Annotated in this window: 20 protein-coding genes; 12 read left to right on the forward strand and 8 right to left on the reverse strand. The window is 67.4% G+C overall.

Annotation, left to right across the window (positions count from 1 at the left end):
* The coding region (locus tag PSEWESI4_RS25065; RefSeq protein WP_210768857.1) for a hypothetical protein at positions 1 to 189 on the forward strand (189 nt) is incomplete at its 5' end.
* 109 nt (positions 190 to 298) lie between these two features.
* On the opposite strand, the gene PSEWESI4_RS14895 is transcribed toward PSEWESI4_RS25065, so the two are convergent.
* The 3 genes from PSEWESI4_RS14895 to purM are packed head-to-tail and all read right to left on the reverse strand — an operon-like array spanning position 299 to position 2,729.
* A complete protein-coding gene (locus tag PSEWESI4_RS14895) occupies positions 299 to 1,012 on the reverse strand; it encodes a DUF3108 domain-containing protein (protein ID WP_187671998.1) in 714 nt (237 codons plus the stop codon).
* Positions 1,013 to 1,020: 8 nt separating this feature from the next.
* Positions 1,021 to 1,671: a phosphoribosylglycinamide formyltransferase gene (gene purN / locus PSEWESI4_RS14900; RefSeq protein ID WP_187671999.1), complete on the reverse strand. Its 651-nt coding sequence runs from the start codon at positions 1,669 to 1,671 to the stop codon at positions 1,021 to 1,023.
* Entirely contained in the window at positions 1,671 to 2,729 is a 1,059-nt protein-coding gene (gene purM, locus PSEWESI4_RS14905; RefSeq protein WP_187672000.1) for a phosphoribosylformylglycinamidine cyclo-ligase, read from the reverse strand. The genes purN and purM overlap by 1 nt, the downstream gene beginning before the upstream one ends.
* 199 nt (positions 2,730 to 2,928) lie before the next feature.
* Here purM and PSEWESI4_RS14910 point away from each other — a divergent pair, with 199 nt between their 5' ends.
* Both PSEWESI4_RS14910 and hda read left to right on the forward strand, forming a co-directional pair.
* Positions 2,929 to 3,981 (forward strand): DUF2066 domain-containing protein, encoded by a 1,053-nt coding sequence (locus tag PSEWESI4_RS14910; protein ID WP_187672001.1) that lies wholly within the window; start codon positions 2,929 to 2,931, stop codon positions 3,979 to 3,981.
* Between the two features lie 112 nt (positions 3,982 to 4,093).
* Entirely contained in the window at positions 4,094 to 4,798 is a 705-nt protein-coding gene (gene hda / locus PSEWESI4_RS14915; RefSeq protein ID WP_187672002.1) for a DnaA regulatory inactivator Hda, read from the forward strand.
* 433 nt (positions 4,799 to 5,231) lie between these two features.
* On the opposite strand, the gene PSEWESI4_RS14920 is transcribed toward hda, so the two are convergent.
* Together PSEWESI4_RS14920 and PSEWESI4_RS14925 are read right to left on the reverse strand one after the other, a co-directional pair.
* Positions 5,232 to 6,122 carry a metal-dependent hydrolase gene (locus tag PSEWESI4_RS14920; RefSeq protein WP_187672003.1) on the reverse strand — a complete coding sequence of 297 codons (891 nt, stop codon included), beginning with the start codon at positions 6,120 to 6,122 and terminating at the stop codon, positions 5,232 to 5,234.
* Positions 6,119 to 7,042 carry an alpha/beta fold hydrolase gene (locus tag PSEWESI4_RS14925; RefSeq protein ID WP_187672004.1) on the reverse strand — a complete coding sequence of 308 codons (924 nt, stop codon included), beginning with the start codon at positions 7,040 to 7,042 and terminating at the stop codon, positions 6,119 to 6,121. The genes PSEWESI4_RS14920 and PSEWESI4_RS14925 overlap by 4 nt, the downstream gene beginning before the upstream one ends.
* A gap of 202 nt (positions 7,043 to 7,244) precedes the next feature.
* On the opposite strand from PSEWESI4_RS14925, the gene PSEWESI4_RS14930 reads away from it, so the two are divergent.
* A complete protein-coding gene (locus PSEWESI4_RS14930) occupies positions 7,245 to 8,051 on the forward strand; it encodes a MerR family transcriptional regulator (RefSeq protein WP_187672005.1) in 807 nt (268 codons plus the stop codon).
* A 32-nt stretch (positions 8,052 to 8,083) separates the two neighbouring features.
* Here PSEWESI4_RS14930 and PSEWESI4_RS14935 read toward each other — a convergent pair whose 3' ends face one another.
* The 3 genes from PSEWESI4_RS14935 to PSEWESI4_RS14945 form a co-directional block, all read right to left on the reverse strand.
* Positions 8,084 to 9,274: a GGDEF domain-containing protein gene (locus PSEWESI4_RS14935; protein ID WP_187672006.1), complete on the reverse strand. Its 1,191-nt coding sequence runs from the start codon at positions 9,272 to 9,274 to the stop codon at positions 8,084 to 8,086.
* An 88-nt stretch (positions 9,275 to 9,362) separates the two neighbouring features.
* On the reverse strand, positions 9,363 to 10,613 hold the full coding sequence (locus tag PSEWESI4_RS14940) for an MgtC/SapB family protein (protein WP_187672007.1): 1,251 nt from the start codon (positions 10,611 to 10,613) through the stop codon (positions 9,363 to 9,365).
* Positions 10,614 to 10,883: 270 nt separating this feature from the next.
* Positions 10,884 to 14,360, reverse strand: coding sequence for a hybrid sensor histidine kinase/response regulator (locus PSEWESI4_RS14945; RefSeq protein WP_187672008.1), 3,477 nt, complete (start codon positions 14,358 to 14,360; stop codon positions 10,884 to 10,886).
* Positions 14,361 to 14,554: 194 nt separating this feature from the next.
* Here PSEWESI4_RS14945 and PSEWESI4_RS14950 point away from each other — a divergent pair, with 194 nt between their 5' ends.
* The 8 genes from PSEWESI4_RS14950 (at position 14,555) to PSEWESI4_RS14985 (ending at position 21,227) form a co-directional block, all read left to right on the forward strand.
* Positions 14,555 to 15,124, forward strand: a complete 570-nt coding sequence (locus tag PSEWESI4_RS14950) for a GNAT family N-acetyltransferase (RefSeq protein ID WP_187672009.1) — start codon at positions 14,555 to 14,557, stop codon at positions 15,122 to 15,124.
* A 3-nt stretch (positions 15,125 to 15,127) separates the two neighbouring features.
* Positions 15,128 to 15,964 carry an AraC family transcriptional regulator gene (locus PSEWESI4_RS14955; RefSeq protein ID WP_187672010.1) on the forward strand — a complete coding sequence of 279 codons (837 nt, stop codon included), beginning with the start codon at positions 15,128 to 15,130 and terminating at the stop codon, positions 15,962 to 15,964.
* A 207-nt stretch (positions 15,965 to 16,171) separates the two neighbouring features.
* Positions 16,172 to 16,885, forward strand: a complete 714-nt coding sequence (locus tag PSEWESI4_RS14960; RefSeq protein ID WP_187672011.1) for an AzlC family ABC transporter permease — start codon at positions 16,172 to 16,174, stop codon at positions 16,883 to 16,885.
* Positions 16,885 to 17,214 carry an AzlD domain-containing protein gene (locus tag PSEWESI4_RS14965; RefSeq protein WP_187672012.1) on the forward strand — a complete coding sequence of 110 codons (330 nt, stop codon included), beginning with the start codon at positions 16,885 to 16,887 and terminating at the stop codon, positions 17,212 to 17,214. The genes PSEWESI4_RS14960 and PSEWESI4_RS14965 overlap by 1 nt, the downstream gene beginning before the upstream one ends.
* A gap of 306 nt (positions 17,215 to 17,520) precedes the next feature.
* Complete coding sequence (locus tag PSEWESI4_RS14970; RefSeq protein WP_187672013.1) at positions 17,521 to 19,395, forward strand: 1-acyl-sn-glycerol-3-phosphate acyltransferase; 1,875 nt, start codon at positions 17,521 to 17,523, stop codon at positions 19,393 to 19,395.
* A gap of 138 nt (positions 19,396 to 19,533) precedes the next feature.
* Positions 19,534 to 19,746, forward strand: a complete 213-nt coding sequence (locus tag PSEWESI4_RS14975; protein WP_187672014.1) for a DUF3820 family protein — start codon at positions 19,534 to 19,536, stop codon at positions 19,744 to 19,746.
* 267 nt (positions 19,747 to 20,013) lie between these two features.
* Complete coding sequence (locus PSEWESI4_RS14980) at positions 20,014 to 20,439, forward strand: 3-isopropylmalate dehydratase (protein ID WP_187672015.1); 426 nt, start codon at positions 20,014 to 20,016, stop codon at positions 20,437 to 20,439.
* 77 nt (positions 20,440 to 20,516) lie between these two features.
* Positions 20,517 to 21,227: a cyclic nucleotide-binding domain-containing protein gene (locus tag PSEWESI4_RS14985; protein ID WP_187672016.1), complete on the forward strand. Its 711-nt coding sequence runs from the start codon at positions 20,517 to 20,519 to the stop codon at positions 21,225 to 21,227.
* Positions 21,228 to 21,232: the final 5 nt, after the last annotated feature.

A 21,232-nucleotide genomic window follows, 5' to 3' on the forward strand; every position in this document is an offset into this window, starting at 1 on the left:
GATGACGTAATCGACGAGGCCGTTCAGGGCTTCGGGGCCTTGCACGCCGGCGGGGTAGCTCATGGCGATGCCGACATAGCGGCCCATGCTGGTGTCCTTTGCGTGATCAGGCTAGGCTTTCCGAAAAATAAATTCGGAAGAATGAGAACTTTCTTATTGAAATGTTGCCGCAGATGCAGGATGGCATGATGCCATCCTTTGCCTCGGCAGAGAATAGTCACGATGTGTAAATGTCTGGTAAACGGGCAATAAAAAGCCGGGCAGATGCCCGGCTTTCAAGTATCGAGGTGGGTTCAGGTCACGATCTGCCCTTGACCTCCCGGTCGCCCACCGTGCCTTCCTGCAACATGATCTGGTATTCCTTGCCGTCCTTCTCCACCTGTTGCAGGCGTACCAGCAGGTAGTCCCAGTCCTTGGCGAACCACAGCACGGTCTTGCGGTTGCTCTGGGTCGGGTCGCGTACGCGCTCGACCTTGATCGCGTCGATCAGGCCGGCCTTGGTTTCCACCACTTCCTCGCCGAGCACGCGAAAGTCGTAGGTCTCCACTTCGTCGCCGTCGATCACCTGGTAGCTCATGCTCTTCTTGCCGGCAGCCACGTCATGCTGCAGCACGATCTGGTAGGTCGACTTGTCCTGCAGGCCACGGTTCAGCGGTACCCGCACCTGGTTGCCGCGGTCGCTGCCGATCACTTGCTTGGCGGTCCAGTCGAAGTCCAGTTCCACCTGCTTGCTCTTGCCGAGGCCGCTGCGCTTGAAGCGATAGGTCTGCGGCAGGAAACTGTCGTTGTCGAGGCGGAAGGTGCTCTGCTCGCTGAGGCCGGCGACCAGCATGGAGGCCTCGAAGTCGAGGGTCCAGCGGCCGTCGCTTTCGGCCTTGAGGCTGCGGGTGGCGCTGCCGCCGACCGGCAACTGCTTCCAGTCAGCGGTGTAGCTGACCGAGAACGGCTTTAGTTCCAGGGCCTGTGCCGGCAGGACGAGTGCGGCAAGGGCGAACAACAGAACGCGCAGCATAGAGTCTCCTAGGTCCGAATCAGATGGCCGGTGGCCGGCAGGGGCTGGCCATCCAGCATTGCGCCCCGCTCGCCGAGTTGCAAGCGCCTTGCGGCGAACCAGCGCACTGCCAGGGGGTAAATGCGGTGCTCCTGCACGTGCACGCGCTTGGCCAGGCTTTCAGGCGTGTCGTCCGCCTGCACCGGGATCACTGCCTGTACGACCAGGGGGCCGCCATCGAGTTCCTCGGTAACGAAGTGCACGCTGCAGCCGTGCTCGGCGTCGCCGGCCTCCAGCGCGCGCTGGTGGGTGTGCAGGCCCTTGTACCTGGGCAGCAGCGAGGGGTGGATGTTGAGCAGGCGGCCCTGGTAGTGGCGGACGAACGTGGGAGTGAGGATGCGCATGAAGCCGGCCAGCACCACCAGGTCGGGGCGGTAGCCGTCGATCCGTTCGATCAGCGCGGCGTCGAACGCTTCGCGGCCATCGAACGCCTTGTGGTCGAGCACTTCGGCCGGGATGCCCGCCGCCCTGGCGCGCTCGAGGCCGTAGGCATCGGCGCGGTTGGAAATCACCGCCTGGATGCGCGCCGGCGTGTCGCCGGCGCGCAGGTCGTCGATCAGGGCTTGCAGGTTGCTGCCGGAGCCCGAGATCAGCACCACCACATTGCAGGGTGCGGACATCAGTGGGCCTTGAGGTTGTCGAGGACCACGCGCTCGGCACCTTCCGCCGCAGCGGCGATGCGACCGATCACCCAGGGCTGCTCGCCGGCTTCGCGCAGGAGGTTCAGGGCCTGCTCGACCTTGTCCTGGGCCACGCAGATGACCATGCCGACGCCGCAGTTCAGCACGCGGTGCATCTCGTGCTCGTCGACGTTGCCTTTTTCCTGCAGCCAGTCGAACACCGCCGGACGGGTCCAGCTCGCGACGTCGATGATGGCCTGGGCGCCTTCCGGCAGCACGCGCGGGATGTTGTCGAGCAGACCGCCGCCGGTGATGTGGGCCATGGCCTTCACCGCGCCGGTGTCCTTGATCAGCTTGAGCAGCGGCTTGACGTAGATGCGCGTCGGCGCCATCAGCAGGTCGGCCAGCGGCTTGCCGTCGAGCTGGGTGTTCCCGATGTCGGTGCCGGATACTTCGAGGATCTTGCGGATCAGCGAGTAGCCGTTGGAGTGCGGGCCGGAGGAGGGCAGGGCGATCAGTGCGTCGCCGGTGACCACCCGGGAGCCGTCGATGATCTCGCTCTTCTCCACCACGCCGACGCAGAAGCCGGCCAGGTCGTAGTCCTCGCCCTCGTACATGCCGGGCATCTCGGCGGTCTCGCCGCCGACCAGCGAGCAGCCGGCCAGTTCGCAGCCGGCGCCGATGCCGGTCACCACGGTGGCGGCGACGTCGACGTTGAGTTTGCCGGTGGCGTAATAGTCGAGGAAGAACAGCGGCTCGGCGCCACAGACCACCAGGTCGTTGACGCACATGGCCACCAGGTCCTGGCCGATGCTGTCGTGCTTGTTCAGGTTCAGCGCCAGGCGCAGCTTGGTGCCGACGCCGTCGGTGCCGGAGACCAGCACCGGCTGCTTGTAGCCGGCCGGAATCTCGCAGAGCGCGCCGAAGCCGCCCAGCCCTCCCATGACTTCCGGACGTGCGGTGCGCTTGGCCACGCCCTTGATGCGTTCGACCAGGGCTTCGCCCGCGTCGATGTCGACACCGGCGTCCTTGTAGCTGATGGAGGGTTGCTTGCTCATGGAATTCAGGCCTTTGAGGGAGTTCTGGGAGGGCGACCGCTTGCCGGTCCGCGAAGGCGCGCGATTTTATCAGGCTTACCGGTCAGCGGCCATCGGGCCGGCAGCCGTATCGTCGGCGGCGATGAAACGCGGCGGTTGCCCGCCCGGGGGCGCCTGTTTAAGGTATAGCCCTTTCCTCCTCGAGCCCTGCGAGAGCCCCATGCGCGTCCTTGCCCGCCTGTTTGTCCTGTGTCTGGCCCTGTTCAGCGTGCCTTCCTTCGCGGCGATGGTGGCCGATCTGTACCAGGTGCGCGAGCCGGTCGCCAGCCAGACGCCGGAGGAGCGCGATGCGGCCCTGGGCCGCGCCTTCGAGACCCTGGTGCAGCGCCTGACCGGCGATGCGAAGGCCGCCCGGTCCCAGGCCCTGGCGGCTGTGCGCCAGGACCCGCAGCAGGTGGTCAGCCAGTATGGCTACGAAGGGCAGGACCTGGTGGTGGACTTCGATCCCGTGAGCACCGAGCGCAGCCTGCGCCAGGCCGGCTTGCCGCTGTGGGGCGCCAACCGTCCGGCGATCCTCGCCTGGTGGCTGAACAGTTCCAGCGAAGGCAGCAACCTGGTCGGCGACGCCCAGCCCAGCGCCGAGCCGCTGCAGCGCGCCGCCCAGCATCGCGGCCTGCCGCTGCGCTTGCCGCTGGCCGACCTCAGCGAGCAACTGGTCGGGACGGCCGAAAACATTTCCGCCGGACAGCCGGATGCATTGCAGGAGGCGTCCGAGCGTTATGACGCGGATGCGCTGCTGGCGGTGGATGCCCGCGAGGAAGATGGGCAATGGCAGGCGCAATGGCGCTTGTGGCTGGGCGACAGCCGCGAGCAGGGCACGGCCAAGGGGAGCGATGCGAACAGCCTGGCCGATGCGGTGATGCTGGCGGTCGGCGAGCGCCTGGCGCCCCGTTTCGCCGCGGCTCCGGGCTCGTCGTCCGGCAGCCTGACCCTGGAAGTGCAGGGCGCCGACCTGGCCCGTTACGCCGAGCTGAACCGCCTGCTCGAGCCGTTCGGTGCACGCCTGCGCCTGGTGGAGGGCGACCGCCTGACCTACCAGGTGAGCGCCAGCGCCGAACAACTGCGCGCCCAGCTTTCCCTGGCCCACCTGCAGGAGGTGCCAGCACCCCAGGCCGCCGCGCCGGAAGAGGCGGCGGAGCCGGTCGAAGGCGTGCCGCAGGAGCAGGCGCCCCGCGTGGTGCCGCGCGGCGATACGCTGTATTTCCGCTGGTGATCTTCCCCAGATCGTGGCGCATCGTTGAAATGCTGCGCCATGGTCCTGATTTCTATACACTTTCTTTCCTTCGTGAACTAAACGGCGGCGTTTTGACGTCGCCCGGCCCGGCATGAAACCTATCCAACTGCCCTTGGGCGTGCGCCTGCGCGACGACGCCACCTTCGCCAACTACTATCCCGGTGCCAACGCTGCCGCGCTCGGTTATGTCGAGCGCCTCTGCGAGGCCGATGCGGGTTGGACGGAAAGCCTGATCTATCTGTGGGGCGCGGAGGGCGTCGGTCGCAGCCACCTGTTGCAGGCGGCCTGCCTGCGTTTCGAGCAGCGTGGCGAGCAGGCGGTCTACCTGCCGTTGGCCGAGGTGGCCGACTACGGCCCGGAGCTGCTGGACAACCTCGAGCAGTGCGAACTGGTTTGCCTGGACGACCTGGACGCGGTGGCCGGGCGGGACGATTGGGAAGAGGCGCTGTTCCACCTGTTCAACCGCCTGCGCGACAGCGGCCGGCGCCTGCTGCTGGCGGCCTCCGCCGCGCCGCGCGAACTGGGCGTGTGCCTGCCGGACCTGCAATCGCGGCTGAGCCTGACGCTGGTGTTCCAGTTGCAGCCGCTGTCCGACGAGGACAAGCTGCGTGCCCTGCAATTGCGTGCTTCACGCCGTGGCCTGCACCTGACCGACGAAGTCGGCCGCTTCATCCTCACCCGTGGCGCGCGCAGCATGAGCGCGCTGTTCGAACTTCTCGACCGCCTAGACCAGGCTTCGCTACAGGCCCAGCGCAAGCTGACCATCCCGTTCCTCAAGGAAGTGCTGGGCTGGTAAAAGCGGAAGAGCCGATAGAAGCGCTGGAGGCTGGAAGGCTGGACGAAGACCCTCTTGCAGGGTGTGCTACGGACTCCAGGTGGGCCGGGAATGTAGGAGCGGCCCATGGCCGCGAATCGCGCGCATGGCGCGCTCCTACGAGCCGGATTTCACTCCTCCGCCTACGGAAGGGCCAGGTCGCAGGATGGGTGGAACCCATCACCGGGAAGCGATGGGTTGTCACCCATCCTACGGACTCCAGGTGGACCGGGAATGTAGGAGCGGCCCATGGCCGCGAATCGCGCGCATGGCGCGCTCCTACGAGCCGGATTTCACTCCTCCGCCTACGGAAGGGCCAGGTCGTAGGATGGGTGAAACCCATCACCGGGAAGCGATGGGTTGTCACCCATCCTGCGGACTCCAGGTGGACCGGATGTAGGGGCGGCCCCGAACCTCATATCCCCGTGCGGGCCTCCTCGGCTGCCCGCTGCGCTGCCGGCGAGCTGGCGAGGTAGGCCAGTGCCAGGCTGGTATCGCTTTCGGTGCGGGGGTGGTAGCCGGGCAGGAAGTAACGTCCCACGGCGCGGCCGATGGCGCCCATGCGGGGTAGTACGCCGCGCCGGCCCAGTTCCCGCCATAGCGGCAGGAAGCCGCGTACGCGCTTGATCGCCGGGTCCTGGCGCATCATCAGCCGGGAGCCGGCGTGGAACAGGTAGGTCAGCGCCAGCGTCGCCACCACCATGTAGAACCAGCGCATCACGATGCTGCCGCCCAGGTGCACGTGAAGGTCGTGGGCGACGCAGCGGTGTTCGACTTCCTCGGCGCCGTGCCAGCGCATCAGGTCGAGCATCACCGGGTTGGCGTGGTCGAGCTTGTCGGTGGTGATCACCCAGTCGCCGAGCACGCAGGTGAAATGCTCGACGGCGGCGATCAGGCCGACGCGCTGTACCAGCCACCAGCGTTGCAGGCGGCGGCTGAGCGCGTTGTCGCCGAGTGGGTGATCGCACAGCACCTTGTCGAACAGCCAGCGGACGCCGCGCAGGAACTTCGACGGGTCGATGCCGTGGCGGTACAGATAGGGTTCCAGGGCGCTGTCGTGGGCGCGGGCGTGTTGGGCTTCCTGCTTGATGAAGCCGCGCACGTCGTCCAGCAGGAGCGGGTCGGTGATCAGCGGCACGGCCTTGTTGTAGACACGGCAGAACCAGAACTCGCCGGCCGGCAGAAGGATGTGCAGGGTGTTCATCACGTGCGACACCTCGGGCTCGTCCGGCACCCAGTGCAGCGGTGTGGCGGAGAAGTCGAAGCGTACCTTGCGCTGTTCCAGGCGATGATGCGGCGCGGTCATGCCGGGGCTCCTTGTCGGCCGGTCGTGGGTTGCTGTTCGACGAACTCGCGCAGCCACAGCGCCAGTTGCTGCGGCTCGGCCAGCAGTTGCCAGTGTCCGGCGCGCACCTCGCGGCGCGACAGGCTTGGTGCCCAGTGCGGAAGGTGTTCGAACAGTTGCGGGCGCACGTAGCGGTCGCGGGTGGGCACGATCAGTTGCACCGGCACCGGGGTGCGGCGCTCGCGCGGCTTGAACAGGGTGCCGATGAAGTTGGCGCGGTAGAGCTTCACGCCGTGCTGGCCGTCGGAGACCTGGGTGCTGCTGGGCTGCGCCTCGCGCACGCCTTCGAGGCGTTCCAGCAGGGTCGGCCAGAGGCGGCCAAGGCCGTTGCGCCAGAGCAGTTCCGGCAGCCAGGGGGTGTGGAAGAAGGCGATGTACCAGGAGCTGAGCAACTGGCCGATCACCTTGAACAGCGAGCCCAGGCGCCGCTCGGCCAGGCGCGCGTGCATCCAGTGGCCGACGTGGTCGAGGCATGGGCCGGAGATGCTGGTGTAGGAGGCCAGCAGTGGCTGGATGCGTGGTTCGGTGACCGCCTCCCAGGCCTGGATCGAGCCCCAGTCGTGGGCCACCAGGTGCACTGGCTGGTCCGGGCTGAGCGCCTTGATCACCGCCTCCAGGTCGTTGGCCAGCAACGCCAGGCGGTAGTCGCGGGTCTTGCGCGGGATCTGCGAGGCGCCGAAGCCGCGCACGTCGTAGGCGATGATCTGGAAGTCGGCGGCCAGGAGCTGGACCAGCGGCAGCCAGACTTCGTGGTTGTCCGGGTAGCCGTGCACCAGCAGCAGGGTCGGGCCGGCGGCGTTGCCCCAGCGGTAGGCGGCCAGTTCGACGCCGTCGCCCTGGACGCGGAGTTTTTCCGGCTCGATGCGAAGCGGCGCGTTCATGCGTTCACCTCGGACGAGGCGGGGAATGGATGGGTGGCGGGCATGGACGATCTCCAGTCAATCGTTACATCGAACGATGGCGAAATCGTCGCTCGCGCGACACTTATCCAATGGCGAGTCGCGCGGATGTCGCGCTCGGCGACTGTTACCGCCTTACCCACCGGTGTTGTTGCCGGTTCGGCCTGGCGGCTATGATCCGGCCATGAGCGACCGAACCTTCCTCCAGCGCCTGTTGGCCCGCCCGTCCGTGGCGGAGCCGGCATCTTCCACCGAGTACAGCGTCGATGAACTGGCCAGCGCGGCCGGTACCACGGTGCGCAATCTGCGCGCCTACCAGGATCGCGGCCTGCTGCCGCCGCCGGAGAAGCGCGGTCGGGTCGGGGTGTACAACGACGGCCACCTGGCGCGCTTGCGCCTGATCGGCCAGTTGCTGGAGCGCGGCTACAGCATCGCCAGCATCCGCGAACTGCTCGACGCCTGGCAGCAGGGGCAGGGCCTGGCCCATGTGCTGGGGCTCGAGGACGCCATCGTCGGGGCCTGGAACCGGGTGGAGCCGACCCGCCTGGAGTTCGACGAATTGCAGGCGCTGTTCGGCGAGGCGCTGACCGACGACAACCTCGACCTGGCCCAGCAGCTCGGCCTGGTGGAGTTCGCCGGCGACCACCTGAAGGTGCTCAACCCACGGGTGTTCGCCGCCGGGGTGCAGCTCTTCCGCGCCGGCATCCCGCTGTCGGAACTGCTCGAACTGTTCGTCTCGATCCGCGAGAACCTGCAACCGGTGGCCGATGGCATCGTGCGGATGATCGTCCAGCATCTGGTCAACCCGCTGCTGACCGCCAGCCTGCCGCATGTCGACGAGTTGCAGGGCCTCAACCAGCAATTGCTGCAACTGCGCCCGCTGGTCGAGCAGGTGGTCGACAGCGAGCTGGCGCGCGGCCTGCAACTATCGGCCAACCAGGAGCTCGGCGAGCGGGTCGGCGATCTGCTCAAGGGGTTCCTCAAGTCCTGATTCCGCTTCCGTTGCCGGACTGAAGCGGAACGCTACGCCTGCACGGGGTGCGGGGTGAACGCCTCCACCCGGTTCCGCCCGCTGCGCTTGGCCTCGTACAGGGCCACGTCGGCGTTGCCGACCAGCGCTTCCTCGCTGTTCGCATGGCCCTGTTCGCTGGAGGCGACGCCGATGCTGACGGTGAGATAGCCGCGCTCGGCGCCGCCATGGGGCAGGTGCAGCGCTTCGACGGTGGCGCGGATGCGTTCGGCGATGGCGCAGGCGGTGGCGAGGTCGGCGCCGGGCATCACCACGGTGAATTCCTCGCCGCCGAAGCGCGCGGCAAAGTCCACGTGTTCGCGCACGCTGGCGCGCATCGCCTCGGCCACCTGGCGGATGCAGGCGTCGCCGGCGAGGTGGCCGTAGCTGTCGTTGTAGAGCTTGAAGTGGTCGATATCCAGCATCAGCACGCCCAGCGGCTCGCCCTGGCGCGCGCAGCGGTGCCATTCGCGTTCGAGGGTTTCGTCGAGGTGGCGCTTGTTGGCGATGCGGGTCAGGTCGTCGGTGCGGCTGAGCACCGCCAGCTCCTGGTTGGCCAGGGCGTACTTGTGGGCCAGCACCTGGTTTTCCCAGGCCAGCTTCAGGGCGGCATTGAAGCGGATCTGCAGGCGCCGGCCCATCTCGGCGATGAACGGGCAGACCACCCAGGCGCAGATCGCCAGGAACGTGGCCTGCGGTTCCGGATCGCGGCCGTAGGCGATGCCGAGGAAGAAGAACATCGGCACATGGAAGGCCAGGTGCGCCGGCCAGTAGGAGACGTTGCTCATCGCCACCATTACCGAGGCCAGGGCGATGCAGCCGTAGATCACGTCCTCGTAGGGCGTGCCGTAGCTCATCAGCCAGATCGCGCCGATGCCCCAGGCCAGGCCGACCGCGGCGCACTGGCACATGGTCAGGCGCGCCCAGGTCAGCGGCTTCACGCGCTGCGGGTCGCGCCGGTAGGCACGCACCAGGCCCAGGCGCACCAGCATCAGCAGCACCAGGCAGGCGAGCCACAGGCTCAGCCCCGACAGCGGCGCGCTGGCGTAGTAGACGCCGAACACCATGGAGCCGGAAAAGACGTTGCCGATGGCGGTCGCGGGGCTGGTGGAGAACAGGGTGGCGACGCGCTCGGCGAGGTAATCGTCGGCAGGGCGTTCGGGAAGGTGGACCGGCTCCAGGGCCGGTCCACTGGCATGATTCATCGTGACAACTCCTGGGTGTGGCGACCACGAGTGCCGTCGCCTGTTTGGATAGCGAATACCACCTGGTGGTTTCGAAAAGAATCCTATGCTAGCGCAGTGCCATTATTGCCAGGCCGACCAGCAGGCCGCCACCGATGAATGGCAGGGTACGCAGTGCCAGGCCCCGGCCGCCGACCAGGGCGATCAGCACGGCTTTCACCAGGCTGTTGCTGAGCACGGCGAGGAAGATGCCATGGGTTGCCACCGGAATGGTCAGGTCGCCGCCCGCGCGGCTCGCCAGCGACAGGGTGATGGCGTCGACGTCGGTGAGCCCGGAGAGCAGCGACACCAGGTAGACGCCGGCATCGCCCAGGTGCCGGCGGGCGGCCTCGACCAGGAACAGGATCAGCGCCAGCAGCAGCGCGAAGCGCAGCGCCGGGACCAGCTCGAAGGGGTTCTTCAGCGGCGCCTCGGTGTCCGGGGTTTCGTCGGCGTGGGCCTGTCGCCAGTACATCAGGGCGCCGCCGGCATACACCAGCGCGGCGCCCCCCAGCGGCCAGGCCAGCGCGCCGAGCAATGCCGGATTGAGCACGCCGGCTTCGAGCAGCACACGGGGGAACATCAGCGCCGAGGTGGCCAGCAGGCCGGCCGCCAGCAGCGGTTCCAGGCCGCGCCGCTCGTGCAGGCGGGCGAGGGTCAGGGTCATCGCCGTGGACGAGACGATGCCGCCGAGCAGGGCGGTGATCAGTAGCCCGCGCTGGGTGCCGACCAGGCGGATGGCGACGTAGGCGGCGAAGCCCAGGCCGGCGATCAGCACCACCATCCACCAGGTGATGTAGGGGTTGAACACCTGCCAGGGGCCATAGCCCTGGTTCGGCAGCACCGGCAGCAGCACCACCGAGATGAACAGCAGCTTCAGCGCGCCGGACAGCTCCGCCTCGCTGAGGTTGGCCAGGCCACGGTGCAGGAATTCCTTGAGGCTGAGCAGCAGCGCCACCACCACGGCGCCGGCGGCGGCCAGGCTGGTGTGCTCGCCGATCGCCAGGCTGCCGAGCAGGAAGGTGATCAGCAAGGCCAGTTCGCTGGTGATGCCGGGGTCGCCGTCGCGGCGCAGCTCGCTGAGGTAGGAGGCGACCACCAGCAGGGCGAGGCCGGCGAAGATCACTGCCCAGACGGCGACCCCGTGCAGGCTGCCGAGCAACGTGGCGAAGCCGCCGAGCAGGCCGACGAGGCCGAAGGAGCGGATGCCGGCGACCAGCCGTTCATCCTTGTCGCGCTCGCGCCAGCCGCGTTCGGCGCCGATCAGCAGGCCGGCGGCCAGGGCGATGGCGAAGTCGAGCAGAAGGTCCTCTAGTTGCATGGTGCGTCCTTGGGCGGGAATGCCAGCAGTCTAGACCGGCGATTTCGGTGTGGGGGTTGATGCAGGTCAGGGGGATTTCGCGGGGAGCGGTGGCGGTTCATCGATGGGTTACGCGGCGTGTGGGTGCCTGGGTGGCCGGGCGGGGCTGTGGCCTGCGGTGTTGGGTTTATTGGGTTCCCGCGTTCGCGGGAATCCAGAAAACAGCCCACCCACTTCCACTTCAACCCAGCGAGCGAAACCCGGGGCCGGGTTGGTGGGCTGAAGCCCACCCTACCGCAGCGGCAGATGCCGGCTGAGCAGGGCGCGCAGTGCGGCGGGCTTGACCGGCTTGGACAGGTAGTCGAGGCCGGCGGCGTGGACCTGGGCGATCAGCTCGGGGCGGCCGTCGGCGCTGATCACCACGCCTGGCACCGGTTCGCCGAGCCGGGCGCGCAGCCAGGCCATCAGTTCGGTGCCGGTCTCGCCCTCGTCGAGGTGGTAGTCGACCAGCGCCACCTGCGGGCGCACTTCCTCGTCGAGCAGGTGCTCGCACTCCAAGCGGTTGCGCGCCGTCCACACCTGGCAGCCCCAGCGCGACAGCAGGCTGTGCATGCCGGCGAGGATGCTGTCCTCGTTGTCGATGCACAGCACCTGGGTGCCGCTCAGGGCCGCGCCGTTGACCTCGTTGACGACCGGCTTGAGCGCCGGTGCGGGCGTCTTGGCGAGCGGTACCTGGACGCTGAACACGCTGCCCTTGCCCGGCCAGGAGCGTACTTCCAGCGGGTGGCCCAGCACCCGGCAGAGGCCGTCGGCGATCGCCAGGCCGAGGCCCAGCCCTTTCTCGGCGCGGGTCTGGTGGCTGTCCAGGCGCTTGAATTCCTCGAAGATCACCTTGCGCTTGTCCTCGGGAATCCCCGGGCCACGGTCCCACACTTCCAGGCGCAGGCCGCCGGCGACGCGGCGCACGCCGAGCAGCACGTCGCCCTGGGCGTAGCGGAAGGCGTTGGTCAGGAAGTTCTGCAGGATGCGGCGCAGCAGCTTGATGTCGCTGTCCACCCGCAGTTGGGTGCAGTGCATGCGGAAGTTGACCCCCTGTTCCTGGGCGATCGCCCGGAACTCGGCGCCGAGCGCGTCGAACAGCTCGTTGAGCGGGAAGGGCGTGCGTTCCGGGGTGATCCGGCCGTTTTCCAGGCGCGAGATGTCCAGCAGGTCGCTGATCAGGTCCTCGGCCGAGTGCAGTGCGTTGTCCAGGTTCTTGACCAGTTCGCGGGCCTCGGTCGGCAACGTGTCCGGCTGGTGGGCGAGGGCGGCGGAGAACAGCCGGGCGGCGTTCAGCGGCTGCATCAGGTCGTGGCTGACGGCGGCCAGGAAGCGGGTCTTCGACTGGTTGGCGCTTTCGGCCACCGCCTTGGCCTGGCTGAGCTCCTGGTTCAGTTCGGAGAGCTCGCGGGTGCGTTCCTCGACCCGTTGCTCGAGGCCCTCGTTGGCGTCTTTCAGGGCCTGTTCGGCCTCGCGGAACGCGGTGATGTCGGTGAAGCTCATGACGAAACCGCCGCCGGGCATGGGATTGCCGATCAGCTCGATCACCCGGCCGTTGGGGAACAGCCGCTCGGAAGTGTGCGCGGTGCCCTGGCGCATCCAGTACAGGCGCCGCTCGACGTGCTGCTCGACGTCGCCCGGGCCGCACAGGCCGCGTTCGGCGTTGTAGCGGATGATGTCGGCGATCGGCCGGCCGACGCTGATCAGCCCCTCGGGGTACTCGAACAGCTCCAGGTATCGGCGGTTCCAGGCCACCAGGCGCAGGTTCTGGTCGGCCACGCTGATGCCCTGGGTGATGTTCTCGATCGCGCCTTGCAGCAGGGCGCGGTTGAACTGCAGCACCTCGCTGGCCTCGTCGACGATGCGCACCACATCCTCGACCTGCATCTCGCGCCCTTCGATGGCCGCCTTCACCACCGCCCGCGCGGAGGAGGCGCCGAGCACGCCGGCCAGCAAGCGTTCGGTGTGGGCGATCCACTCGCCGTTGGCCGGCAGGGTGGCGTTGAAGCTGCGCCCCAGGCGATAGGCGAAGCGTAGGAAGCTCTGCCGCGCGCGCTCCTCGCCGACGAAGCGGCTGGCCAGCGCCAGCAGGTCTTCCACCTGGACCGCCAGCAGGCTGCGGCTGCTGGGCTTGTGGCCGAGTTCCTGGCCGATGAAGCGGCCGGCCTGCCAGTGTTCGGAAACCCGCGTGCGCGAGAAGTAGGACACCCAGAAGAACAGCAGGAAGTTGCAGCTCAGCGACAGCACGATGCCGCGCACCAGGGGCTCGACCTCGAGGCCGATCGGATAGTGGAGCAGGGCGTCCAGGCCGGGGAAGGTGTCCAGAGACCAGCCGAGGCCACGGGCCAGCACCGGCAGCACCAGGGTGTAGAACCACATCAGGGAACCGGCGGCCAGGCCGGCGAACACGCCACGGCGGTTGGCCTGTTTCCACAGCAGGGCGCCGAACATGGCGGGCGCGAGCTGGGTGACGGCGGCGAAGGAAATCTGCCCGATGGTCGCCAGGCTGGCGTTGTCGCCGAGCAGGCGGTAGCTGACATAGGCGAACAGCAGGATCAGCACGATGCTGACCCGCCGCGCGGTGAGCATCCAGTGACGGAACAGCTCGAACGGCCGCTCGGCGCTCTTCCGGCGCAGCAGCAAGGGCAGCAGCATGTCGTTGGAAATCATGGTCGACAGCGCCACCGCCTCGACGATCACCATGCCGGTGGCCGCCGAGGCGCCGCCGATGAAGGCCAGCAGGGCCAGGGTGGGATGTTCCCCGGCCAGCGGCAGGCTGATCACGAAGGAATCGGGGATCACCCCGGCCGGCAGGATCATCTGCCCGGCCAGGGCGATGGGCACCACGAACAGCGCGGCCAGCGCCAGGTAGGCGGGGAACACCCAGCGCGCCATGCGCAGGTCGCGGGGCTCGATGTTCTCCACCACGGTGACGTGGAACTGCCGGGGCAGGCAGATGATGGCCATCATCGCCAGTCCGGTGTGCACCAGCATCGACGGCCAGTTCACCGTCTCCTGCCAGAACGCCTCCAGTTCCGGGCTGGTCCGCGCCTGTTCGAACAGGTCGCCGAAACCGTTGAACAGGCTGTAGGTGACGTAGGCGCCGACGGCGAGGAAGGCCAGCAGCTTGACCAGCGACTCGAAGGCGATGGCCAGCACCATGCCGCGGTGGTGTTCGGTGACGTCGAGGTTGCGGGTGCCGAACAGGATGGTGAACAGCGCCAGGATCAGCGACACGATCAGCGCGGTGTCCTGCGCGCGGGTGCCGGTGGACTCGGCGCCGGCGCCGGTCAGCAGGTTGACGCCGAGGACGATGCCCTTGAGCTGCAAGGCGATGTAGGGCAGCACGCCGACCAGGCAGATCAGCGCCACCACCACCGCCAGCGTCTGCGACTTGCCGTAGCGCGCGGCGATGAAGTCGGCGATCGAGGTGATGTTCTCCTGCTTGCTGATCATGATCATCTTCTGCAGCACCCAGGGGGCGCACAGCAGCAGGATGATCGGCCCCAGGTAGATCGGCAGGAACGACCACAGCTCCCCGGCGGCCTGGCCGACCGCGCCGAAGAAGGTCCAGCTCGTGCAGTACACCGCCAGCGACAGGCTGTAGACCCAGGCGCGGATCGACGCCGGCATGGGCGCGCGGCGGCGGTCGCCATAGAAGGCGATGGCGAACAGGATGGCCATATAGCAGAGGGCGACCGTTGCGATCAGCCCGCCAGACAACGACATGTCGAACTCCAGATGAAACGGTGGTCGCCCCGAACGAAGGCACCTTTCAGTGTCGCACCAAAGTACAATCCAGTCAGTCGCGACCATGGTCGCAAACGCCACGGAGCGGTGGTTCGTCGTTCCACGGAACGATGCCGCTCGCGCCGGCGTCGAATGGCTGTTCCGTACAGCCGTTGTCACAGAGGACGTTTTTCATGTTCAAGCCGCAACCGGTCGCGCTGCAGCGTGGCGCCCTGCGCCTGGAGCCGATGCTCGACGCGGACATTCCCGAACTGGTGACCCTCGCCGAGGCCAACCGCGCCGAACTCATCCACCTGAACGGCCCGCTGCGCCCGGACTGGTATCGCAACGCGCTGAGCGACCAGCGCGAGGGGCTGGCCCTGCCGTTCGCCATCCGCCTGGGCGACCAACTGGTCGGCACCACCCGCTTCTTCGACTTCCTCAGCGTGCTGCCGGCGGCGGAGATCGGTGCGACCTGGCTGGACCGCTCGCAGCACGGCACCGGCCTGAACACCAGCATCAAGTACCTGATGCTACGCCATGCCTTCGAGAACTGGGGGATGGTCCGCGTGCAACTGAAGACCGCGGCCTGCAACCTGCGCTCGCAACGCGCCATCGAGAAACTCGGCGCGGTGCGCGAGGGCGTGCTGCGCAACCATCGCCGGCTGGCCGACGGCCGTCTCGACGACACCGTGATGTACAGCATCACCGACAGCGAATGGCCGCAGGTCAAGGCCACCCTGGAGGCGCGCTTCAGCGCGTGAGGCATGGACGCGCCGGGTGCTCGGGAATACGCCAGGTTCCATGCCGCGGATGATCTCGGCGGTCTGGAACTGCTGTCCGCGCGCTTTATCGAGCACCGTTTCGCGCCGCATGTGCATGACGGCTACGTCATCGCCCTGGTGGAGGAGGGCGCCGAGCGCTATCGCTACCGGGGCGAGGAGCACCTGGTGCCGGCGGGCAGCTTCGCGCTGCTGAACCCCGACGAGGTGCACACCGGCTCCAAGGGCAGCGAGCAGGGCTGGCGCTACCGGGTGTTCTACCCGGACACCGGCCTGGTCGAATCCCTGCTCGGCGAACTGGAGCTGCCGAATTCCGGCCTGCCGATGTTCCGTGGCAACGTCCATGCCGACCCCGACCTGGCCGCTGCCCTCGGCCACCTGCATCGCCTGCTGGAGGACCCTGGCGCCTCGGTCCTGCGGCGGCAGACGCAGTGGCGCGAGGTCATGCTGGAGCTGCTGCGCCGCCACGCCGCCCTGCCGACGCCACGGCAACCGGGCAGCGAACCACTGGCGGTGGCTCGGGCCAGGGAACTGCTGGCCAGCCGGCTGGCCGAGCCGCCGTCGCTGGAGGAACTGGCCGCCGTGGTGAACCTCTCGCCGTTCCACTTCGCCCGCGTATTCCGCCGCGCCACCGGCCTGCCGCCACACGCCTGGCTCAAGCAGCGCCGCCTGGAACAGGCACGCATGCTGCTCAAGGCCGGCTGCGTGCCGATCGAAGTCGCCGCCCAGCTCGGCTTCGCCGACCAGAGCCACCTGGCCCGCCAGTTCAAGCAGGCCTACGGCGTGGCGCCGGGTGAATATAGAAGGGCTTGCGCGCGGTAGGACCGAGCCCTCTCCCCCGGCCCCTCTCCCGTAAACGGGAGAGGGGTGACTACACGGGAAAGCACAGTGTTTCCGGCCAGCTCGGACACTCCCCTCTCCCATTCATGGGAGAGGGGCCGGGGGAGAGGGTTGGTGAGCCGACACCGCAAGATCGTTCAATACAACCCTTCCCCCCCGGCACTAACCTCCCCCGATCAAGGAGGTTGCATGACCCGTCGACACGAATTCCTGCAAGGCGCCCGCGACATCGTTCCCCTGGTGGTCGGGGCGATTCCCTTCGGCATCATCTTCGGCAGCCTGGCGGCCAGCTATGGCCTGTCCATCTGGCAGGCGATGGGCATGTCGCTGCTGGTGTTCGCTGGCTCAGCTCAGTTCATCGCCATCAGCCTGATCGGCGGCGGTGCCGGCATGGCGGTGGTGTTGCTCACCACGTTCGTGGTCAACCTGCGCCATGCCCTGTACAGCGCCACCCTGCAACCTTTCGTGCGCCACCTGCCCAAGCGCTGGCGCATGCCGCTGGCGTTCTGGCTGACCGACGAGGCTTTCGCCGTGGTCCAGCACCGCTACGCCGAGCGCGACGCCTCGCCGCACAAGCACTGGTACTACCTGGGCGCGGCGCTGACCATGTACCTCAACTGGCAACTCTGCACCCTGGCCGGCGTGCTGTTCGGCCAGGCGGTGCCCAACCTGGCGGCCTGGGGGCTGGACTTCGCCATGCTCGCCACCTTCATCGGCATCGTGGTTCCGATGCTCAAGAACCGCCCGCAGGTGTCGGCGGCGCTGGTGGCCGGCGCGGCCGCGCTGCTCTGCAACGATCTGCCGTACAAGCTGGGGCTGATGGTCGCGGCATTGTCCGGGATCGCCGTGGGCATCGCCCTGGAGCGCCGCGAATCCTGGAAGCTGGAAGAGGAGGGCGTCTGATGCAGACCTGGCTGCTGATTCTCGGCATGGCGGTGATCACCTTCGCGATCCGCTACAGCCTGTTCGCCTGGCCCGACCTGCGCTTCCCGCCGCTGGTGCGCCAGGGCCTGCACTACGTGCCGACTGCCGTGCTCACCGCCATCGTGGTCCCCGGCATGCTGATGCCCGACGGCCGCCATCTGGCGCTGGCCCTGGACAACGCCTACCTGCTGGCCGGCCTGGCGACCATCCTGATCGCCGCGCTGTCTCGCCACCTGCTGGCGACCATCCTGGGAGGGCTGTCGATCTTCTTCCTGCTGCGCTGGGCGCTGGGGCAGTTGCCTTTGTAGGAGGGGCGAGCGAAGCGATACCCATCGGCATCGGCTCGATGGGTATCGTCGCTGCGCTCCTCGACCCATCCTACGCGTAGCCCGGATGTAATCCGGGAGGGCTTCCCCGGATTTCATCCAGGCTACTTATTGGATTCCCGCGTTCGCTGGAATGACGGTTTGGCGTTGGGGTTTCGTCCCACGTCATCCCCGCGAACGCGGGGACCCAATAAACCACCGAATTGCGACCTGCACTGTGGCTTGCGACCCCTTTCGTGTCATCCAATAACGGACGGCCAGAAGGGCCTCACACAGGTACAAGGGATCATGAGCCAACATTCGCAGTTCGCCTTGCTGGGCACCCGGCGTTTCCTGCCGTTCTTCGTCACCCAGTTGCTCGGCGCGTTCAACGACAACGTCTTCAAGCAGGCGCTGATTCTCGCCATCCTCTTCAAGCTCAACGTGTCCGGTGACCGTTCGGTGCTGGTCAACCTCTGTGCGTTGCTGTTCATCCTGCCGTTCTTCCTGTTCTCGGCACTTGGCGGCCAGTTCGGCGAGAAGTTCTCCAAGCATGCGCTGATCCGCGCGATCAAGATGGCCGAGATCGTCATCATGCTGGTCGGCGCGGCGGGCTTCCTGCTGAACAACCTGCCGCTGATGTTCCTGGCCCTGTTCGGCATGGGGACGCACTCGGCGCTGTTCGGCCCGGTGAAGTACTCGATCCTGCCGGTGGCGCTGCGCGAGAACGAGCTGATCGGCGGCAACGCGCTGGTGGAGATGGGCACCTTCCTGGCCATTCTCGCCGGCACCATCGGCGCCGGGATCATGCTGTCCAGCGAGGCCTATGCGCCGCTGGTGGGCGGCGCGGTGGTGCTGGTGGCCTGTTGCGGTTACCTCGCCAGCCGCTTCATCCCCCACGCTGGCGCGGCGCTACCGGGGCTGAAGCTGGACTGGAACATCTTCCGCCAGACCTGGGTGACCCTGCGCCTGGGCCTTGGCCAGCGTCCGGCGGTGTCGCGCTCGCTGGTCGGCAACTCGTGGTTCTGGTTCCTCGGCGCCGTCTACTTGACGCAGATCCCGGCCTACGCCAAGGAGTGGCTGCACGGCGACGAAACCGTGGTGACGCTGATCCTCACCGTGTTCTCGGTGGGCATCGCGCTGGGTTCGATGCTCTGCGAGCGGCTGTCCGGGCACAAGGTGGAGATCGGCCTGGTGCCGTTCGGCTCCATCGGCCTGACCGTCTTCGGCCTGCTGCTCTGGTGGTGCTCCGGCGGCTTTCCGCAGGCGGCCGCGCCGCACGACTGGCTGGCGCTGCTCGGCCACGGCCAGGCCTGGTGGGTGCTCGGCTCGATCCTCGGCATCGGCGTGTTCGGCGGTTTCTACATCGTGCCGCTGTACGCACTGATCCAGGCGCGCACCGCCGAAGACCAGCGGGCGCGGGTGATTGCCGCCAACAACATCCTCAACGCGCTGTTCATGGTGATCTCGGCGATCGTCTCGATCCTGTTGCTCAGCATCGCCGGGTTGAGCATTCCGCAGTTGTTCCTGGTGGTGTCGCTGATGAACGTCGCGGTGAACAGCTACATCTTCAAGATCGTTCCCGAGTTCACCATGCGCTTCCTGGTCTGGCTGCTCGGCCATTCCATGTACCGGGTCGAGCATCGCGGGCTGGAGCGCATCCCCGACGAGGGCGCGGCGCTGCTGGTGTGCAACCACGTGTCCTTCGTCGACGCGCTGCTGATCGGTGGCGCGGTGCGCCGGCCGGTGCGTTTCGTCATGTACTACCGGATCTATGACCTGCCGGTGCTCAATTTCGTGTTCCGCACCGCCGGCGCCGTGCCCATCGCCGGGCGCAACGAGGACCTGCTGGTCTACGACGCGGCATTCAAGAAGATCGGCGAGTACCTGCGCAACGGCGAGCTGGTGTGCATCTTCCCCGAGGGCAAGCTGACCGGCGACGGCGAGATCGACCAGTTCAAGGGCGGCGTGGCGCGCATCCTCGAGGAGAACCCGGTGCCGGTGATCCCCATGGCGCTGCAGGGGCTGTGGGGCAGCTTCTTCAGCCGCGACCCGGCCAAGGGTTTCTTCAGGCGCCTGTGGTCGCGCATCACCCTGGTGGCCGGTGCGCCGCTGGCGCCGGAGCTGGCCAGCCCGCAAACGCTGCAGGCGCAGGTGGAGGAGTTGCGCGGGGCACGGCGTTGACAGACTGTTGAAAAACTACCTGCGTTGCCGAGGCGTCGTTAAAAACAGCCTCGGCGGCCTCGCCTACGTTTTTTCAACGGCCTGTCAGCCGTTGCCCTGTGGCACCATGTGGTTTTTCCTGTCACCGGCGAGCTGGACGTGAACCCCGAAGACCTGCAACTGCTGATCACCCGCACCATGCCGTTCGGCAAGTACAAGGGCCGGGTGATCGCCGACCTGCCCGGCCACTACCTGGCCTGGTTCGCCCGCGAAGGTTTCCCCAAGGGCGAGCTCGGCCGGTTGCTGGCGTTGATGCACGAGATCGACCATAACGGCCTGAACGCCCTGCTCGAGCCGTTACGGCGGCGTTAGGGGCTGGCATCCGGGCCTGGGGGATGCTTCGTGCCTGAACCTCGGCCCCTCACCCCCGGCCCCTCTCCCGAGGGGAGCATCCGTGCTACTGCCGGACTCCGTGATCTCCTGCCATTCCGCTCCTTCGCGGGGATGGCGGTCGGGTGTCCGGCGCCGTCACTCCCGCGCACGCGGGAGTCCGGAAGAGTGCGTAGGATGGAGCACGCCTTGAGGGACGCGGAAGCCTCTTCGATACTCAAGCCGACCATCTGCCCAAGGAGGGCCCGTATGCGATCGATTCTTGCGCTGCTGCCGTTGTTGTTGCTGGCCGGTTGTTCGTCCTACCGGGCCGATCCCGGCCAGGTGAAGGCGGTGCCGGACGACCGCCTTCTGGCCTACCAGCAGGTCGAGGAGGGGCGCGGGCGGATCGTGGTGAACCGCGATATCGGGTTCCTCGGCGGCGGTTGCTACGTGGCCGTGCTGGTCGACCGCGAGGTGGCCGCGCGGATCGGCGTGGGCGAGGTGGCGACCTTCCATGTCCCGCCGGGTGCGCGGGTGCTGGGTATCTCCGCCGACAAGCAGGACGAAACCCTGTGCGGCAAGGGTTTCCTGTGGCGCGAGCTGGCGGTGCAGGTGGCGGCGGGGGAGAACCATCGCTTCCGCATCGTCAGCGAGAACCAGGGCGGTTTCGCCATCCGCCCGGACGAGCCTTGAGCGATCGTCGATCTCTGTTGCTATGGTTTAGGCGTGCCGCGCGGGAATAGCGCGGGCCAGGCCCAGGTGGGGAACCGATGGACCAGTCGATCAAGCCGCAACCCTATTGCCGCAATTGCCGTCTCGCTCCACCCTCGATCAGCGACGACCAGTTGCTCGAACTGGAGGCCGTGATCAAGCCGGGGCAGTTGTTCGGCAAGGGCAGCTACCTGTTTCGCCAGGGCGACCCGTTCGACAGCCTGTACCTGGTGCGCTCCGGTTCGGTGAAGACGGTCACCAGCAACGACCAGGGGATGGAGAGCATCACCGCCTTCTATCTCCCCGGCGAGCTTTTCGGTTTTTCCGGCCTCGACGAAGGGCGTTTCCCGGTTTCCGCCGTGGCGCTGGAAAGGACCCTGTGCAGCCAGCTCCCCTTCGATCAACTGGAGCGCCTGACCGCGGAGATTCCCGGTTTCACCCACCAGTTGATGCAGCTCATGAGCCGCAAGATCCGCGAGGACCAGCAGGTGAAGCTGCTGCTGTCGCGCCTGCATGCCGATTCGCGGATCGCCGCCTTCCTGCTCAACATCTCCGCGCACTTCCGCGATCGGGGCTACTCCGCCGTGCGCTTCCGCCTGAGCATGTCGAGGATCGAGATCGCCGACTACCTCGGCCTGGCGGTGGAAACGGTGTCGCGCAGCTTCACCCGCATGCAGAAGCAGGGGCTGTTGCGGACGGAAGGGCGCGAGACGGAGATTCTCGACTTCATAGAGCTGTGCACGCTGGCGGGGGGAGAGGTGGAGCTGTAGCTCAT

Source organism: Zestomonas carbonaria, assembly GCF_904061905.1.
GTDB classification, from domain to species: Bacteria; Pseudomonadota; Gammaproteobacteria; order Pseudomonadales; family Pseudomonadaceae; genus Aquipseudomonas; species Aquipseudomonas carbonaria.

Excerpts from the sequence above, each read along its gene's own strand:
- purN (WP_187671999.1), bottom strand. The coding sequence starts at position 1,671 with ATGTCCGCACCCTGCAATGTGGTGGTGCTGATCTCGGGCTCCGGCAGC.
- PSEWESI4_RS14980 (WP_187672015.1), top strand. The coding sequence starts at position 20,014 with ATGCGATCGATTCTTGCGCTGCTGCCGTTGTTGTTGCTGGCCGGTTGT.
- PSEWESI4_RS14955 (WP_187672010.1), top strand. The coding sequence starts at position 15,128 with ATGGACGCGCCGGGTGCTCGGGAATACGCCAGGTTCCATGCCGCGGAT.
- PSEWESI4_RS14950 (WP_187672009.1), top strand. The coding sequence starts at position 14,555 with ATGTTCAAGCCGCAACCGGTCGCGCTGCAGCGTGGCGCCCTGCGCCTG.
- PSEWESI4_RS14945 (WP_187672008.1), bottom strand. The coding sequence starts at position 14,360 with ATGTCGTTGTCTGGCGGGCTGATCGCAACGGTCGCCCTCTGCTATATG.
- PSEWESI4_RS14960 (WP_187672011.1), top strand. The coding sequence starts at position 16,172 with ATGACCCGTCGACACGAATTCCTGCAAGGCGCCCGCGACATCGTTCCC.
- PSEWESI4_RS14925 (WP_187672004.1), bottom strand. The coding sequence starts at position 7,042 with ATGAACGCGCCGCTTCGCATCGAGCCGGAAAAACTCCGCGTCCAGGGC.
- PSEWESI4_RS14970 (WP_187672013.1), top strand. The coding sequence starts at position 17,521 with ATGAGCCAACATTCGCAGTTCGCCTTGCTGGGCACCCGGCGTTTCCTG.
- PSEWESI4_RS14910 (WP_187672001.1), top strand. The coding sequence starts at position 2,929 with ATGCGCGTCCTTGCCCGCCTGTTTGTCCTGTGTCTGGCCCTGTTCAGC.
- PSEWESI4_RS14940 (WP_187672007.1), bottom strand. The coding sequence starts at position 10,613 with ATGCAACTAGAGGACCTTCTGCTCGACTTCGCCATCGCCCTGGCCGCC.
- purM (WP_187672000.1), bottom strand. The coding sequence starts at position 2,729 with ATGAGCAAGCAACCCTCCATCAGCTACAAGGACGCCGGTGTCGACATC.
- PSEWESI4_RS14965 (WP_187672012.1), top strand. The coding sequence starts at position 16,885 with ATGCAGACCTGGCTGCTGATTCTCGGCATGGCGGTGATCACCTTCGCG.
- PSEWESI4_RS14985 (WP_187672016.1), top strand. The coding sequence starts at position 20,517 with ATGGACCAGTCGATCAAGCCGCAACCCTATTGCCGCAATTGCCGTCTC.
- PSEWESI4_RS14935 (WP_187672006.1), bottom strand. The coding sequence starts at position 9,274 with ATGAATCATGCCAGTGGACCGGCCCTGGAGCCGGTCCACCTTCCCGAA.
- PSEWESI4_RS14930 (WP_187672005.1), top strand. The coding sequence starts at position 7,245 with ATGAGCGACCGAACCTTCCTCCAGCGCCTGTTGGCCCGCCCGTCCGTG.
- PSEWESI4_RS14895 (WP_187671998.1), bottom strand. The coding sequence starts at position 1,012 with ATGCTGCGCGTTCTGTTGTTCGCCCTTGCCGCACTCGTCCTGCCGGCA.
- hda (WP_187672002.1), top strand. The coding sequence starts at position 4,094 with ATGAAACCTATCCAACTGCCCTTGGGCGTGCGCCTGCGCGACGACGCC.
- PSEWESI4_RS14920 (WP_187672003.1), bottom strand. The coding sequence starts at position 6,122 with ATGACCGCGCCGCATCATCGCCTGGAACAGCGCAAGGTACGCTTCGAC.